The sequence below is a fragment of the Bacillus sp. REN10 genome, assembly GCF_016820555.1.
Lineage (GTDB): Bacteria > Bacillota > Bacilli > Bacillales > Domibacillaceae > Bacillus_CE.
Map to the genome: position 1 here is coordinate 85,384 of NZ_JADHDW010000001.1, position 16,273 is coordinate 101,656.

Below are 16,273 nucleotides of genomic sequence, written 5' to 3' on the forward strand. Positions count from 1 at the left end.
TTATTTCAATGAAGTGGAGAAATGTATTTTCTCAAGCTTGGGTGGTACCGCGCATACATATAGCGTCCCTGCATAATAGCAGGGGCGTTTTTTGTATTTATGTAAATCAAACGCTAATAGAGAAAAGGGAGGAAGAAGATCAATGGATTTAATGCAGGAATTAGAATGGCGTGGAATTGTTTATCAGCAAACAGATGAAGAAGGTATGAAAGAACTTCTCAATAAAGAAAGTGTGTCCTTATACTGTGGGGTTGACCCGACAGCGGACAGTATGCACATCGGACATTTACTGCCATTTTTAACGCTTCGTCGCTTTCAAAATCATGGACATCGTCCGATTGTGCTTGTCGGTGGAGCAACAGGTATGATTGGTGACCCAAGCGGGAAGCGTGAAGAAAGAAAGCTGCAAACGCCTGAAATGGTTGAACACAATGTGGCGTGCATTAAAAAGCAATTAGAGAAGATTTTTGATTTTTCAGGTGAGAATGGCGCAAAATTAGTGAATAACAATGACTGGGTTGGCTCGATGGATGTTGTCACTTTCTTGCGTGATTTTGGTAAAAACATCGGTGTCAATTACATGTTAGCCAAAGACATTGTTTCTTCTCGATTAGATACTGGTATTTCTTTCACTGAGTTTGCTTACACCATTTTACAAGCGATGGATTTCTATCATTTATACGAAAACCATAATTGTAAAATGCAGATTGGCGGAAGTGACCAGTGGGGCAATATTACAACTGGCTTAGAAATGATTCGTAAAATGAAGCCTGAAGGGGAAAAAGCCTTTGGTATGACGATTCCATTGGTGACAAAAGCGGATGGAACGAAATTCGGTAAAACAGAGAGTGGTGCGATTTGGTTGGATCCAGAAAAAACATCACCATATGAGTTTTACCAATTCTGGATCAACACAGCGGATGCTGATGTCGTGAAATACTTGAAAATTTTCACGTTCTTAACTAAAGAAACGATCGAAGCATTAGAAGCATCGATGCAAGAAGAAGCTCATTTAAGAAAAGCTCAAAAAGCATTAGCAGAAGAAATGACACGCCTAATTCATGGAGAAGAGGCTTTAGAACAAGCAAAGAAAATTTCTGCGGCGCTATTTAGCGGCGATGTGAAAAACTTGACGGCTGCAGAAATCGCACAAGGATTTAAAGATGTGCCATCCTATGAACCAGCGAATGAAGAAGAGTTAGCTCTTGTTGAATTGCTTGTTTCTGCTGGTATTTCACCGTCTAAGCGTCAAGCGCGTGAAGATATTCAAAATGGAGCGGTATCCATCAATGGTGAGAAAGTAACGGATACAAGCTATGTTTTATCTGATGAAGATAAAATGGAAGGTAAATTCACGATCATCCGTCGCGGGAAAAAGAAATACTTCTTAATTAAATATTAATCATTCATATATAGCAATGATACGACATAAAAGCAGGCTATCAAGTATTTCACATGAGCCTGCTTTTGTCATGATAAAGATTATTATATGGTCTATCATTAAATGTCATTAATCTAGTAATAAAAACTTATTCCAGCAATCACAATTCTTTTGGAAGCGAATAATTAATTTGTCAAGCTCTTGACTGTACTGTATCGTTTCTAAACTGCCAAGGCCTTTTGTTATTCCCATGGAAATCATTAAATCTCGCTTAGAGTCTATTTGATTCATTAAATGATGACAAGTCTCTTGTGTTTCCAACTCACATTCTCTCCCATTAATTATTTTACTTTTTAACTCAACAGGTAATAATATACACAATTTTGAAAAGAAATGGAAGTGTTTTTTGTGGGGAAAATGTTTCAATAGAAAAAAATTTACCGGTTTGTAGCTGATGAGCTGAAAATGAATCAAATGAGGGAACATTTGTCTTTTTATTTTCATACGATATATAAGACGCGAGGTAGCACCTGGCGTCACATCGACTGGGCTTTTGCAGTCAGGGCTGATTGGATAGTCAGTCCTTTTTTTGAGGAGTGATGTGAAGAAATGAAACATCATCGAACGAAGTCTTTAAAAATAATAGCGGGTAAAACAAAAAACCGTGATCGTCCTTGCTTGAGCAAAGATGATCACGGTTTTTGTAATCAGACGAAGGATCTGATTGATTAACGAGAGTAATACTCTACGATTAGAGATTCGTTGATTTCAGCTGATAATTCAGAACGCTCAGGAAGGCGAGTGAATGTACCCTCTAATTTGTCAGCATCGAAAGTTAAGTACTCAGGAACAAAGTTGTTCACTTCGATTGCTTCTTTAACGATCTCAAGATTTCTTGATTTTTCGCGAATAGAAATCACTTGACCAGGTTTTACTTGGTAAGATGGGATGTCAACGCGTTGTCCATCAACTGTTACGTGACCGTGGTTAACAAGCTGACGAGCTTGACGGCGAGTGCGAGCTAAACCAAGACGGTAAACAAGGTTATCTAGGCGGCTTTCAAGAAGGATCATGAAGTTTTCGCCGTATACGCCTTTCATTTTACCAGCTTTTACGAATAGGTTACGGAATTGACGCTCATTTACTCCGTACATATGACGAAGTTTTTGCTTTTCTTGTAATTGTAAACCGTATTCAGAAAGTTTTTTGCGTTGGTTTGGACCATGTTGTCCAGGTGCATAAGGGCGTTTCTCTAATTCTTTTCCTGTACCGCTAAGAGAGATTCCTAGGCGGCGGGATAATTTCCAGCTTGGACCAGTATAACGAGCCATAATATAGCTCCTCCTTTAAATGTTTTTATTTTGTTGTAAAATAAAAACCGGGTGAGACAACAATTTTGGCCATTTTGTTTTCATGCACCATCGCCCCAGCAGCAGAGGGTTACGCGATGCACCTTTTATCGCTTCAGATAAAGGAACAAAATGAACTCATAAATGTGTACACTTAGGCTGCATTTATTTTACACAAAGAATAGTATATAATTTTATGTTGTACATGTCAATATATCTTGTAAAAGGATCTTGTTTTATTAAATAATGACATCGATTTTGACTTATTCTCACAAAATGAATAAGATATTTTTTCACAGAAGCAAGAATAAAAAACGCTTTATAAAACTTTAGTCGGAGGAAATATGATATAATTACTAGCGGTAACTGGTGATTGACCAATTAAATAAACATGGGAAGATCTCTATCTGAAAGGGAAGGTAGGTGGGATAAGGTGGATAGTAAAGATAAAGTCGAATGGTTGATCAAATATAAAGCTAAGCTATTTGAATTAATTATTCAAAGTCAAAAAAGTTTAATGACTCCAGAACAGCTTGTGCAGGAGTGGCTTGATTTCGTTCGTGTACTATTTGAAACAGATGAGCTCAAGTTATATTGTAGAGAGTACCAAGACTCCGTATATGCTGACACGGAAATAATACCGAGAGATGAGCATGCCTCCATTGACCGCGCATTTACCGTTCCTTTTTTAAAAGGAGAACGATTACTTAAAAAAGGAAATCTCGCCTTTCAGTTTTTTGATGAGGATCCATTATATTTATTTCTACAAGTGAAGAAGGAATTGCTTGAGGAGTTAACTGACGAGCATTTGAACGAGTTTGTGCAAATAACGAATGAAGGCATTACTTTTATGAGGCAAATGCATTTTGGAACACATAATGAAAAAAGATATAAAGAATTATTTAATGTGACAGAAAAGTTCCATTCGTCTTTAGATATTGAATATGTACTTGGTGAAATATTGTCCACACTAGAACGAGTTCTTCCTAATTATACATATCACTTCTTATTAGCGATTGATGACCGATATAAAGAATTGCCGACAGATCATTTTAATTTTGAGCGGGCGAGTGAAGAAGCGATGCTGGCTTATATCAACGGGCAAGTGCAACTTGAGCACCGACCGGGAAAAAACTCCTCTATTCTTTATGCTCCATTAATGGGGAAGCAAGGCGTATATGGTGTGCTGCAGGTTAGAATTCCGATAGAAAAACAAATATTAGAGAGCGAAAAAGATTTTATTCGGATTTTGGCCAATACGGGTGGAAGTGCGATTGAAAAAGCGAAATTATATGAACAATCAAGAAAACTGATTGCTGATTTACAGTTAATTAATGCAACGTCCCATCAGCTCAATTCGACGTTGCGTTTTACCGATACTACTCAATATTTGAATGATCAAATTGCACGTTTCTTTCATGCTTCTGCCGTTGGGTTCGTATTTATCAATAACGAAGACATTGAAATCTTGCCTGGAAGCAGTAAATTCTTCTCTCAACCCGAAGGAAAAAAGTATATTGATTATGCGTTTGAGCGCATTCAAAAAGAACAGGATTCGTTTTTTGTTGGGGAATTAGAAGAGAAGCTGGAACAACCGTTGCTTTATCATTCTTTAATGGTCGTCCCGATGGTTCATGGAAATGTACTCAAGGGCTTTTGCATCGTTTTAAAACAAGAAGCCTATGGGTTTACCTTTGATATGTATAAGTTATTGCAATCGTTGATTCATCATTCCACTCTTGGTTTAACAAATGCGATGTTGCGGGAAGAATTAGAGAAGCTCGTTATTACTGATTATTTGACCAAGTTATTTTCTAGAAACTATTTAGATGAATCCATTTCTAAATCGATTGAAAAAGATGCAAAGGGAACATTTTTATTAATAGACATTGATGATTTTAAAGCGATTAATGACACATATGGTCATCAAACGGGCGATGATACGATTATTCAAGTAGCTAATCTGATTAAACAAACCACTGGAGAGAAAGATATTGCGGCTCGTTGGGGAGGAGAGGAGCTTGCGATTTATTTTCCGGAGAAATCGCTAAAAGAGGGAGTGGCCATTGCAACACAATTAGTCGAGCAGGTGGCTCGTTCCACAAATCCGAGAGTGACGATTTCTTGTGGTGTCTCTTATTGGTCTAAAGATCAGCCGATCAGTGTGAAAGTGTTATTTAATCAAGCGGATGAGGCGCTTTACAAAGCGAAAACAACAGGGAAAAATAAAGTGGTTATTTGTTCGAATGATCAATAGTCATAAAAGGCCTGCCATCTGTCAGGTGTGCATTTCCTTTTTGGGAAGCTCACTTGGTGATAAGCAAGGCCTTTTTCATAGAGTGAAAATAGATGATGCTTTCGTGTGATTTTCAGTTCAATTAGGCTTGAATCTGTTCAAGTCCTTGACCAATACCTTTAGCTGCATGTGCGTCTGATCCATAGATTAATGGAATCCCCATTTCTTTTGCCTTTGCGGCTATTTGCGCTGGAGGATAAGTTTCGCCGCATAACGGTTTCATGACGCCGGCACCGTTATAATCGAGTTCATAATGGAGAAGCTTTACTTTTTGTAAAATTGCATCAATTTCAGCGCTGAAATCTTGTGGACAAGGGAATTTCTTTTGGAATTTATGGACGAGTGTGATATGGCCTATTCGTTTCGGTTTATATGCACCGAGATTAGCTAGAATAGATTGATGTACAGCTGCAAAATAAGATTGATATATGGCTGATACTGAACCGAAAGCGGTCATCATTTCAGCAAATACATCAGGGCTGTAGTCGAGACAATACCAAGTTTGGTTCTGCTTCAAAAAATGAACGGAAAGAATCGAGTCGTCGAGATAGGAGCCATATTCATTTAAGAAATTCGTTGTTTCCTTCTCGAATCCTTCAATATAGTCAACTTCTAAGCCGAGACGAATGGTAAGGTCTTGTTTGTACTCTTGTTGAATTTGTTGTACAGCGTTCACATACTTTTCCATGTCAGACAGCTTCATGGCGCTATCTTTCGTTGGAGCTGCATCGACGAACCCTTCTGGCAACGGGGCATGCTCAGTGAAAGTAATTTCCTGAAACCCTTGCTCGATAGCGGCTTCGATGTAGCGGTTTAAAGAATCCTTTGACCCATGTGGACAAAAAGGAGTATGAATATGTCCATCTCTTTTCATCGTTATTCCTCCCCAATGATCTATTCGCTAAATAAGTGTAACAAATTTTTTTGAAACGAGGCGAAAAAAACGAATTTTGTCATTAAAAAAAGCAAAATACATGATATCATTAGTAATATTGAGAATAGCCAACATATAAGTGAATAGATTTATTTTTTGATAGAAGAACAGGGGGCTTAATATGAAATATGTTATTGGCGGAATATTATTAGTAGTGATACTTTTAATAATTGCCTACATAAATAGAAGAAAGTTGTTTAAGCAAATCGATGAGCTTGAACAAAAGAAAATGGACTTAATGAATCGTCCTGTATCCGATGAATTAACAAAGGTAAAACAGCTGAATATGACCGGGCAAACAGAGCAATTATTTGATCGCTGGCGTGCGATGTGGGATGAAGTATTAGCAGAAGAGCTTCCAAATGTAGATGAAAAACTGTTTGAATCAGAAGAGTGGTTACATAAATACCGCTTCGGCAAATCAAGAGAAATCAATGAAGAGATTGCCTATCAATTAGAGAAATCAGAAGAAAAAGTGAACACGATTTTAGCGGAATTGCAAGAGTTGATCGGCAGTGAGGAGCAAAATCGCAAAGAAAGTGAAGACATGAAAGAGAAGCAGCGAGCAGCAAGAAAGCGATTGCTTGCTCACCGTCACACATTTGGTAAAGCAGCCCCTATCTTTGAAGTCCAATTGGATGCATTATCTTCACAATTTGACAAATTTGAAGAGTTAACAGATGAAGGGAATTATTTAGAAGCGAGAGAGACCATTCTTAAACTGCAAAAGGATATGGACTTAATTCTACACAAGATGGAAAGAGTCCCGGTGTTGTTATCAGAAACAACCAATCTGTTGCCTTCTCAACTTGACGAGATTCAGTCAGGTTATCGAGAAATGAAGAAAAGCGGCTATTTACTGGATCATTTACATATTGAGAAAGAAATTGCTGATTTGCGTGAACAATTGGCTCAGTTTAAGGAATATATTATTAAAACGGATACCCATGAAGTAGAAGAGGGAGTTCGTGATGTGAAAGACAGCATTGACTTTTTCTACGATTTACTCGAAAAAGAAGTAGATGCCAAGCACTTTATTATCGAAAACAATGAGTTAACAAAAGAGAAAATTCAACAAGTCCAACAAGAAAATGAACAATTGCAAGAAGAAACAGAAGCGGTTCGTCAAAGCTACCAGTTGGTGGAGGAAGAGTCCGCTTTGCCTCGGAAGATTGAAGAAGAGTTGTTCCGAGTGGTCCAAAAATATGACATGCTTGCAGCAAGAATTATGGAACAAAAAACGGCTTACTCATTTTTGCATGATGAGTTGAAGGACATCCACGAGCAGCTAGTAGAATTGCAAAAAGAGCAAACAAGCTTCACTAACTTTTTGCAAACTCTTCGAAAGGATGAGTTAGAAGCGCGGGATCAGTTGCTTGAGCTGCGAAGAAAGGTAAATGATATTTTTCGCATGATTCAAAAAAGCAATATGCCGGGAGTTCCGGAATTTTATCAATCGTTGACGGAAGAAGCAAAGCATCGAGTGGATGAAGTGGTGGATTGCTTGAATGAAAAACCTTTAAATATGAAGGGCGTTCAAGAAAAGCTACGAGAAGCTGTGCAGTCAGTGGATCATTTAGAAAAGAAAACAGAAGAAATGATTGAGCAGGCAGAATTGGCCGAGAGAATTATTCAATATGGCAATCGCTACAAACGTTCGCACCCAGCAATCGGCTCCCAGTTGAATCAAGCCGAGCTTGCCTTTAGAAATTACGACTATCGGGCAGCGTTAGAAGAAGCAGCAACAGCCATTGATAAAGTAGATCCAAAAGGGTTAAAAAAACTTGAACAAATGATGAATGATCAATCATGAAAAGAGGCTTTCCGCATGGGAAAGCCTCTTCTATTTTTAGCATTCTGTATCTGGCTGATATACCGTTTTCCATCCGAGCAAGGAAGCGGACAGAAAACCGATGATCCCCCCTATGATGGCAGGGATTAACCAGCCGATCCCTGCTGAGAGGAAAGGGATAAAGTCTAAGGCATTCATAACAGCAGACACGTCCACTTTCGCCACATGAAGGGCATCTAGTAAGCTAATCAAACCTGTAGGCAATAACGCCCCAATGTAGACGGCGGAATATCCTTTAAATAGCGAGTCAATAAATGATAATAATAGCATCACAATCGCCAATGGATAAATCATGATTAAGACCGGCAAGGAAATAGCAATGAGCTTCGTTAAACCGGCATTAGCGATCGCCATGCTAAAGATCGATAAGATAACGACTAACCTTGAATAGGATAACTTCGATGATAAGCGGCTGAAGTATTGGGCAGTGGCTGAGACAAGTCCGACAGAGGTCGTAATGCAAGCGAAGAAGATCGCTAGTGCCAAAATGACTGTTCCCGCTTCACCATATAAATAGGTAGCCGCTTTCGATAAAATAGCGCCACCGTTTTCTTGCAAACCAATTGCTTCTGTACTTGTTGCTCCAATAAAGGAAAGAGATAAATAAACAAGAGCTAGTCCAGCAGCTGCAATCACGCCCGCTTGAATACAAACTTTGGCAATTTGCTTTTCTTCAGTTACCCCTTTGTCCATAATCGCTGAAATAACGACGATACCGAAAACGAGCGCTGCGATCGTATCCATCGTTAAGTACCCTTCAATAAATCCTTTAAACACCGGAGCGGATACATAATCTTTATGGGGAGGCTGAATCTCACCCATTGGCGAAATGAAGCTTTTTCCAACGAGAATCGTCAATACAAGCAAAAGCAGTGGTGTCAGCACTTTTCCAATACGATCAACTAGCTTCATTGGGTTTAACGAGAGCCATGCCGTTAAAGAAAAGAACAAGCCTGTAAAAATAAGTAATATTAGTGGGTTCTTGTTCAAATTTTCTGACAAAAAAGGAGAGACAGAAATTTCATAAGCCACTGTTCCCGTCCGCGGGATACCAAAGAATGGGCCGATCGCTAAGTACATAACGATTGTGAAGATCACGCCAAATAAAGGAGAGACTCGCCCGGCAATGGATTGTACACTGCCTCCTGCTTTGGCAATGGCAATGACTCCAAGCAACGGCAATCCAACTCCCGTAATTAAAAAACCAGCTGTACCTAACCAAGCATTTTCACCCGCCTGCTGGCCAAGAAAAGGGGGGAAAATCATATTTCCTGCTCCGAGAAATAGAGCAAAAAGCATAAGTCCAACAGCAAATATTTCTTTTACCGTTAAGGCTTTATTAGCCATAAAGAACCTCCTTGAAATGTAAATCTGTTCACAAGGGAAAATAATATCATAAAAAATACATCTCATGTTAATAAAATTAAAAATCTGAAAATTTAGATGAAGTTTTCATCAAAAAGCGGCTATGTTATGATAGCTGTTGAACAAACGGAAAAAAGCAGGTGCCTACATGATATATTTTGACAATAGTGCAACGACGAAACCATATAAAGAAGCTTTATCTGCTTTTATCAAAGTGAATGAAGAGTTTTTTGGCAATCCTTCTTCTCTTCATCAGCTCGGATTGGAAGCGGAAAAGCTATTGACCGGTGCTCGCCGGCAAGTGGCTTCATTAGTAGGAGCGAAGCCGGAGGAGATATTGTTTACATCCGGAGGAACAGAGTCGAACAATTTAGCCATTAAAGGCGCGGCGTTGGCGTACAAGGATCGGGGAAGGCATATTATTACCCAGCAAACAGAACATCCTTCTGTGTTACAATCGTGCCGCCAGCTGGAGAAGTATGGCTTTCGCGTCACTTATTTACCGGTCGATCGAGAAGGGCGCCTATCTGTTCAGACACTTGAACAAGCGTTAACAGATGACACCATTTTAGTTTCGATTATGCATGTCAATAATGAAACAGGAACCATTCAACCGATGAAAGAAATAAGTGAACTGCTCGCCCACTATCCGAAAGCGTTGTTTCATGTCGATGATGTACAAGGGCGTGGAAAAGTACCGCTTGACTTACAAGGGGTTGATCTTTGTTCTTTTTCTGCTCATAAATTTCATGGAGTGAAAGGAACGGGCGCATTGTATAAGAGAACAGGGGTTCAGTTATCTTCGCTCTTATCCGGCGGAGAACAAGAGCATACACTGCGAAGCGGTACAGAAAATACAGGCGGAATTGTTGCAATGGCAAAAGCATTGAGACTGACGGAGGAAAGACGGGAGCAGGCCATTTCAAAGATGAAACACATTCAATCCTTTTTGCGGACAGAACTTGAAAAGATGCAAGGAGTGGCTGTGCATACACCTTTAGCAGGTTGTGCTCCTCATATATTAAACGTTTCCATTCAAGGTGTAAAAGGCGAGGTGCTCGTTCATGCTTTAGAAGAGAAAGGTTGTTTCGTCTCCACAACAAGTGCTTGCTCCTCCAAACAGAAAAAAACGAGTACAGTTCTTACGGCTATGGGAGTTTCTCAAGCTGAAGCAGATAGCAGCATCCGCATCAGTCTAGCCTATGATAACTCGTTAGAAGAAGCCGAAACATTAATCGAGCAGCTGCAAATGATTCTACCAAAATTGACGAAAGTCCAGAGGTGAAGAGGATGACTTATGATCGCGTGCTCGTCCGCTACGGAGAATTATCCACAAAAGGACGGAACCGTAATCAATTTATTAATAAAGTAAAAATGAATATCCGAACGGCGTTAAGAGACGATGACATTCGAATAGAGACTGGACGCGATCGAATGTATATCCATCTAAATGGGACTCCTTTTGAAGAAGTGAAAGATAAACTAACTGAAATATTTGGTATTCAATCGTTCAGTCCTGTTGTACGGACAGCGAAAGAGCTGCCAGAAATGAAAGAAGCGGCGTTAGCGCTTGTCCGAAAAAATGTGACCGAAAGCTGCACATTTAAAGTATCTGCGAGAAGATCGGATAAAAGTTTTCCTTTAGAAACGAATGAGATTAATTACGAAATTGGTGCTCACGTATTAAGGAATATTCAAGAGCTAAAAGTGGATGTGAAACAGCCTGATATTAATTTATTAGTAGAAGTCCGAGCAGAAGGTGTCTTTTTATCTTGTGAAAAATATGAAGGAGCAGGCGGACTGCCGATCGGAGCGAGCGGGAAAGCGATGCTCTTGCTTTCCGGGGGAATTGACAGCCCGGTAGCCGGTTACTTCATGCTGAAACGAGGTGTAGAAATAGAAGCCATTCATTTTCATAGTCCGCCGTATACGAGTGAACGAGCGAAGCAAAAAGTACTTGATTTAGCAACACAATTGACGAAATTTGGAACATCGATGAAGGTTCATATTGTGCCGTTTACAGCTATTCAGCAAAAAATTCAAGAACAAGTGCCAGAAAATTATACAATGACCTCAACGCGGAGAATGATGCTCATGATTGCTGATAAAATTCGTCAGAAAAGAGGGGCTCTCGCTTTAGTGACAGGAGAAAGCTTAGGGCAAGTGGCCAGCCAGACGCTTGAGAGTATGCTAGCGATTAATGCAGTGACGGCCACGCCGGTTTTACGTCCGTTAGTTGCTATGGATAAACTCGATATTATTAGCGTTGCACAACAGATTGGCACTCATGATATTTCGATTTTACCTTATGAAGATTGCTGTACGATTTTCACACCGCCTGCTCCAAAAACGCGTCCAAAACTCGAAAAAGTAGAGTTTTTTGAGAGCTTCGTAGATTTTGAGCAATTGATGGAAGAAGCGGTGGATCAGATGGTCACCATTCGTTTGCCGGAAGAAAAAGCTGATGATCATTTCGCGGATTTATTATAACTGTTTCAGTGAAGCTTTCCCCGTATGGCTAGGGGAGAGCTTTTTTTCGTCACGAAGTGTGATGACAAACGTTCACACTTTTGTGACAGAAGGAAATTTTTTTCAGATAAATATTTTAAAATTTAAAATAATTTAGTATAATCAGAATAGATTGGACAAGGGGGGATTAGGATGAAACGTGAAGACTTATTAGCGCCCGAAAAGTATAATATTGTGATGGAAGTGGAGAAGTTTGCGCAAGATCCGAATCGTGTGGCATTGAAGTGGGAGAATGAAGCGGGAGATCAAAAAGAGGTTACATACTCGGACTTAATGAAAGCAACGAACAAAATCGGAAACGCTTTCATTGAGGCTGGATTGAAAAAAGGGGACCCTATCTTAATTATGGTGCCTAGACTGATTGAAGCGTACGAAGTATTTTTAGCTGCGTTAAAAGTTGGTTTAGTAATTATTCCAAGTTCTGAGTTATTGCGCGCAAAAGATTTAAATTATCGTATTGAGCATGCCGGTGTGAAAGGAATTGTTTCCTATGCACCTTTTGCGGAAGAGTTCAACCGTACAGATAAGATTAATGAAATGATTAAGTTTGCCTTCGGCGGTCAAGTAGAAGGCTGGCTTGATTTAGAAGAGAAAATGGAAACAGCGTCAGACGAGCTCGAAATGGCGGATACGTCGAAAGATGATATTGCGTTCTTGCCGTATACATCCGGTACAACAGGCAATCCAAAAGGGGTCGTTCATACGCATGCTTGGGGCTACGCTCATTTGAAAACAGCTGCACCCAACTGGCTAGCCATTGAAGACGGAGATGTTGTGTGGGCAACAGCTGGACCAGGATGGCAAAAGTGGACGTGGAGTCCTTTCTTATCCGTACTTGGTTCAGGAGCAACAGGATTTGTTTATAACGGTAAATTTGAGCCGAAGAAATATTTAGAACTGCTTGATCGTCACCAAATGAATGTCCTATGTTGTACGCCTACTGAATACCGCTTAATGGTGAAAGTGGACAATTTAAGCGAATATAACTTGGAGCATTTACATTCAGCGGTATCGGCAGGAGAACCATTGAACCGCGAAGTAATTGATACATTTAAAAAATATTTTAACGTGGAAGTCCGCGACGGTTATGGCCAAACGGAAAGCACGCTCGTGATCGGCGTGTTGAAAGGAATGGAAGTTAAGCCTGGTTCGATGGGCAAACCAACACCAGGAAACCGCGTGGAGATCATTAATGAAGACGGCCAACCGGTTGGCGTTGGCGAAGTGGGAGATATTGCTGTTCATATTGATACTCCAGCTTTATTTAAAAATTATTATAAAGACCCGGAAAGAACAGCGATGCAATTCCGTGGAGATTACTATCTCACAGGAGATAAAGCGAAAAAAGATGAAGATGGCTATTTTTGGTTTGAAGGACGCGGTGATGACATTATCATTAGCTCAGGCTATACGATTGGGCCATTTGAAGTAGAAGATGCATTAGTGAAGCATCCGGATGTCAAAGAGTGTGCGGTAGTAGCTAGTCCAGATGAAATTCGCGGACATATCGTCAAAGCCTTTATCGTTCTTCAAGACGGTGTGGATGAGAATGAGCCGGGTCTTGTGGAGAAATTGCAAGACCATGTAAAGGAAATGACTGCACCATATAAATATCCGCGCAAGATTGAATTTATTAAAGAGTTACCGAAAACAACATCTGGAAAAATTCGCCGAATTGAACTGCGCCAAGCGGAATTAGAAGTGAAAAACTAAAAAATATTGGGAAACCCGTTCAATCGACGGGTTTCTTTTTTGTCAAATCGCGCTATAATGAAAGTATTTCGGGTCTAGAAAGAATTGGGTGAAAACATGAATGAATCAACGAAATCAGGAATGATGTATGCAGGAAGTGCGTATTTATTGTGGGGACTGTTTCCGATCTATTGGAAGTGGCTAGGGCATGTCGCAGCGGATGAAATTTTAGCGAATCGAGTGTTTTGGTCGTTTGTCTCTATGGTGCTATTTTTAGTGGTAACGAAAAAGCTAGGGCAATTGAAAACAACCCTCCAAGAAATAAAAAAGAAGCCAAAACAAGCCGCTGCTTTAATAGCTGCTTCATTATTAGTGAGTCTCAATTGGTTTTTATTCATTTGGGCGGTCAATCAGGATCGCATTATTGAAACGAGTCTTGGTTATTATATTAATCCGCTGATGAGCGTTTTGCTAGGCGTTTTTATTTTAAAAGAAGCGTTATCGAAAGCGCAAATTTTTTCTTTTATCTTTGCAATGGGAGGCGTGCTTGTTTTAACCGTTTCTTATGGACAATTTCCGTGGATTTCTCTCAGTTTAGCTGTCACTTTTGCGCTATATGGGCTGGCAAAGAAAATGATACAAGTAGATGCCGCAATTGGTTTAACACTTGAAACGGCCGTTGTGACACCAGCGGCATTTGCATTTTTAGTTTTCACTTATGTTCGTGGGGACTTATCTCTTTTTTCTCATTCTGTATCGACTGACTTGTTACTGATGATCGGTGGAACGGTGACAGCGATTCCTTTGCTATTGTTTGCTCAAGGAGCACAGAAAATTCCACTTTATATGATCGGCTTTTTGCAATATATTACGCCAACAATGACGCTGTTGCTCGGGATTTTTGTTTATCATGAACCGTTCACTTCGATCCAACTGACGGCTTTTTGCTTGATTTGGACGGCGTTACTTCTGTTTTCTTTATCGCAAACTAAATGGTATCAGCATAAGCAATTTGTATTAAAGAAATCATCATGAAACAAGAGCATCTTTCGGCGAGATGCTCTTGTTTTTTTATCAGTAGGTACAAAAGAAAAGTTTTGGTAAAATAGAGAAGAGAGATGAAATGATTAAACGAAAGGAGTTTAAAGCGTGAACAAAAAAAGAAGCATTGCCCTTGCGGCTGCAGCGGCTTTATTTATCGTATCTGTGATTGCTAACTTCGCTTCTGCATCTTTCAGCACCGACTTCACATCGACACTGGAAACAGCGATTGGAGCCAGCAGCGAAGGATTTACAGAACAGGTGAAAGAAGAAGGAAACATGATGGAGAAAATTGCTGTCCTTCCAGTTGAGGGTGTCATTCAAGATACGGGAGCACAGTCACTTATGTCTTCACCAGGCTATAATCATCAAGAATTTATGGAAAAGATGGAGCAAGCAAAAGAGGATGAGGCAGTCAAAGCGATTATTCTTCAAGTGAACTCACCGGGCGGGGGAGTTGTAGAAAGCGCGCAAATCCATAAAAAAATTGTTGAAATTAAGAAGGAAACGAAGAAGCCGGTGTATGTATCCATGGGATCGGTTGCAGCTTCAGGCGGCTATTACATATCGGCACCAGCCGACAAAATCTTCGCCAGTGCAGAAACATTAACAGGTTCCTTAGGCGTCATCATGCAAAGTATCAACTATTCAGAACTGGCTAAAAAATATGGCGTTGATTTTGTGACGATTAAAAGCGGTCCGCATAAGGACATTATGAGCCCGACACGAAAAATGACAGAAGAAGAAAAGAAGATTTTACAAGAGATGATCAACAATTCTTATAACGGCTTCGTGAAAGTCATTGCTGAAGGTCGGGGAATGTCAGATGCGGAAGTGCGAAAAATTGCCGATGGCCGCATTTATGATGGCTTACAAGCAAAAGAGCTGAATTTAATTGATGACTTCGGTTATTTAGATGATGTGATCGACCAGTTGAAAAAAGATGCTAAATTGCCAGATGCACAGGTCGTTACATACGAGTCGAATGTCGGATGGCCAGCTTATTTCTCCATGAAGATGCAGCGAATGTTTGGTGGTAACGATGATGTTAGTGCCTTAATGAAACTATTGTCACATCCAAATTCTCCGCGATTAATGTATTTATATGCAGAATAAAGGAGGGATGACAACATGAACGATGAGATCAATAAAGCAACAGACGAGCAATTGGCTGATGAACCAAAAATAGAGGAGGAAGTAACTCCATATGTCACAACGCCTCACTATGCTGGCTTCTGGATGAGATTTTGGGCCTATTTACTTGACTTAATTGTGATCGGAAGTATTTCCCGGCTCATCATTTATCCGGTGTTGCGGGCATTGGAAATGGATGTCCATTCCAACCAGATGTTTTCACCTGTCAATATAGCAACAGCCGCCGTATTTTATTTGTACTTTATTCTTTTCACCAAGTATAGTGGACAAACGATCGGCAAGATGGTTCTTGGTTTAAAAGTCATTTCCCTAATCGAACCACGCCTTTCTTGGCAGACCGTATTAGTAAGAGAACTATTCGGACGCTACATCACAGCGACGATCTTTATCTTGTACGTACTCATCGCCTTTTTAGCTAAAAAGCAAGGGGTACATGACTTATTGGCCGACACAACAGTCATTCACGAAAACTCTCTGGCCATTGAAAAAACACCTGTCTATTCATAAATAGCACGCAGCCACCGAGCCTTGCTCGGTGGCTTTTTCGGTCGTCGCTGCTATAATTCGTCCTTCATGCGAAAAATCCGGCTATCGCTGCTGTAATCCGGCCTTTATGCAAGAAATCCGGCCGTCACCGCTATAATTCGTCCTTCGCGCAAAAAATCCGGCCGTCCCCCAA

14 protein-coding genes and 1 other annotated feature (1 of these 15 cut by a window edge) are annotated in these 16,273 nt (G+C 40.1%); of the genes, 10 read left to right on the plus strand and 4 right to left on the minus strand.

The window, feature by feature from the left end:
* Positions 1 to 73: a binding site (T-box leader), on the plus strand; it begins 146 nt to the left of the window's first position.
* 69 nt (positions 74 to 142) lie between these two features.
* Positions 143 to 1,402 (plus strand): tyrosine--tRNA ligase, encoded by a 1,260-nt coding sequence (tyrS, locus tag IRB43_RS00445; protein WP_203361465.1) that lies wholly within the window; start codon positions 143 to 145, stop codon positions 1,400 to 1,402.
* Positions 1,403 to 1,510: 108 nt separating this feature from the next.
* Here tyrS and IRB43_RS18115 read toward each other — a convergent pair whose 3' ends face one another.
* Positions 1,511 to 1,702, minus strand: coding sequence for an aspartyl-phosphate phosphatase Spo0E family protein (locus IRB43_RS18115; protein WP_481748098.1), 192 nt, complete (start codon positions 1,700 to 1,702; stop codon positions 1,511 to 1,513).
* 288 nt (positions 1,703 to 1,990) lie between these two features.
* Here IRB43_RS18115 and IRB43_RS17950 point away from each other — a divergent pair, with 288 nt between their 5' ends.
* A complete protein-coding gene (locus tag IRB43_RS17950; protein WP_275296736.1) occupies positions 1,991 to 2,113 on the plus strand; it encodes a hypothetical protein in 123 nt (40 codons plus the stop codon).
* On the opposite strand, the gene rpsD is transcribed toward IRB43_RS17950, so the two are convergent.
* Positions 2,110 to 2,712 carry a 30S ribosomal protein S4 gene (gene rpsD / locus IRB43_RS00455; protein ID WP_203361466.1) on the minus strand — a complete coding sequence of 201 codons (603 nt, stop codon included), beginning with the start codon at positions 2,710 to 2,712 and terminating at the stop codon, positions 2,110 to 2,112. The two genes, IRB43_RS17950 and rpsD, sit on opposite strands and share 4 nt — an antisense overlap.
* A 451-nt stretch (positions 2,713 to 3,163) precedes the next feature.
* On the opposite strand from rpsD, the gene IRB43_RS18050 reads away from it, so the two are divergent.
* The gene (locus IRB43_RS18050; protein WP_203361467.1) at positions 3,164 to 4,987 is read left to right on the plus strand and encodes a diguanylate cyclase domain-containing protein; all 1,824 of its coding nucleotides are present in this window, start codon (positions 3,164 to 3,166) and stop codon (positions 4,985 to 4,987) included.
* Between the two features lie 121 nt (positions 4,988 to 5,108).
* Here the strand turns inward: IRB43_RS18050 and hisJ are convergent, their stop codons facing one another.
* Positions 5,109 to 5,900: a histidinol-phosphatase HisJ gene (gene hisJ / locus IRB43_RS00465; protein WP_203361468.1), complete on the minus strand. Its 792-nt coding sequence runs from the start codon at positions 5,898 to 5,900 to the stop codon at positions 5,109 to 5,111.
* Positions 5,901 to 6,081: 181 nt separating this feature from the next.
* On the opposite strand from hisJ, the gene ezrA reads away from it, so the two are divergent.
* Positions 6,082 to 7,773: a septation ring formation regulator EzrA gene (ezrA, locus tag IRB43_RS00470; RefSeq protein ID WP_203361469.1), complete on the plus strand. Its 1,692-nt coding sequence runs from the start codon at positions 6,082 to 6,084 to the stop codon at positions 7,771 to 7,773.
* Between the two features lie 36 nt (positions 7,774 to 7,809).
* Here ezrA and brnQ read toward each other — a convergent pair whose 3' ends face one another.
* The gene (gene brnQ / locus IRB43_RS00475; RefSeq protein WP_203361470.1) at positions 7,810 to 9,159 is read right to left on the minus strand and encodes a branched-chain amino acid transport system II carrier protein; all 1,350 of its coding nucleotides are present in this window, start codon (positions 9,157 to 9,159) and stop codon (positions 7,810 to 7,812) included.
* A gap of 166 nt (positions 9,160 to 9,325) precedes the next feature.
* On the opposite strand from brnQ, the gene IRB43_RS00480 reads away from it, so the two are divergent.
* The 6 genes from IRB43_RS00480 to IRB43_RS00505 all read left to right on the plus strand — a co-directional run bounded on the left by IRB43_RS00480 (position 9,326) and on the right by IRB43_RS00505 (position 16,101).
* Entirely contained in the window at positions 9,326 to 10,462 is a 1,137-nt protein-coding gene (locus IRB43_RS00480) for a cysteine desulfurase family protein (protein ID WP_203361471.1), read from the plus strand.
* A 5-nt stretch (positions 10,463 to 10,467) separates the two neighbouring features.
* Complete coding sequence (gene thiI, locus IRB43_RS00485; RefSeq protein WP_203361472.1) at positions 10,468 to 11,667, plus strand: tRNA uracil 4-sulfurtransferase ThiI; 1,200 nt, start codon at positions 10,468 to 10,470, stop codon at positions 11,665 to 11,667.
* Between the two features lie 171 nt (positions 11,668 to 11,838).
* Entirely contained in the window at positions 11,839 to 13,419 is a 1,581-nt protein-coding gene (gene mbcS / locus IRB43_RS00490; RefSeq protein WP_203361473.1) for an acyl-CoA synthetase MbcS, read from the plus strand.
* Positions 13,420 to 13,515: 96 nt separating this feature from the next.
* Entirely contained in the window at positions 13,516 to 14,433 is a 918-nt protein-coding gene (gene rarD / locus IRB43_RS00495) for an EamA family transporter RarD (RefSeq protein WP_203361474.1), read from the plus strand.
* 114 nt (positions 14,434 to 14,547) lie between these two features.
* Entirely contained in the window at positions 14,548 to 15,555 is a 1,008-nt protein-coding gene (sppA, locus tag IRB43_RS00500) for a signal peptide peptidase SppA (RefSeq protein ID WP_203361475.1), read from the plus strand.
* 15 nt (positions 15,556 to 15,570) lie between these two features.
* Positions 15,571 to 16,101, plus strand: coding sequence for an RDD family protein (locus IRB43_RS00505; protein ID WP_203361476.1), 531 nt, complete (start codon positions 15,571 to 15,573; stop codon positions 16,099 to 16,101).
* The last annotated feature ends 172 nt before the right edge of the window (positions 16,102 to 16,273 follow it).

Coding starts and splice junctions, on each gene's coding strand:
- tyrS (WP_203361465.1), top strand. CDS start 143: ATGGATTTAATGCAGGAATTAGAATGGCGTGGAATTGTTTATCAGCAA.
- IRB43_RS17950 (WP_275296736.1), top strand. CDS start 1,991: ATGAAACATCATCGAACGAAGTCTTTAAAAATAATAGCGGGTAAAACA.
- rpsD (WP_203361466.1), bottom strand. CDS start 2,712: ATGGCTCGTTATACTGGTCCAAGCTGGAAATTATCCCGCCGCCTAGGA.
- hisJ (WP_203361468.1), bottom strand. CDS start 5,900: ATGAAAAGAGATGGACATATTCATACTCCTTTTTGTCCACATGGGTCA.
- ezrA (WP_203361469.1), top strand. CDS start 6,082: ATGAAATATGTTATTGGCGGAATATTATTAGTAGTGATACTTTTAATA.
- brnQ (WP_203361470.1), bottom strand. CDS start 9,159: ATGGCTAATAAAGCCTTAACGGTAAAAGAAATATTTGCTGTTGGACTT.
- IRB43_RS00480 (WP_203361471.1), top strand. CDS start 9,326: ATGATATATTTTGACAATAGTGCAACGACGAAACCATATAAAGAAGCT.
- thiI (WP_203361472.1), top strand. CDS start 10,468: ATGACTTATGATCGCGTGCTCGTCCGCTACGGAGAATTATCCACAAAA.
- mbcS (WP_203361473.1), top strand. CDS start 11,839: ATGAAACGTGAAGACTTATTAGCGCCCGAAAAGTATAATATTGTGATG.
- rarD (WP_203361474.1), top strand. CDS start 13,516: ATGAATGAATCAACGAAATCAGGAATGATGTATGCAGGAAGTGCGTAT.
- IRB43_RS00505 (WP_203361476.1), top strand. CDS start 15,571: ATGAACGATGAGATCAATAAAGCAACAGACGAGCAATTGGCTGATGAA.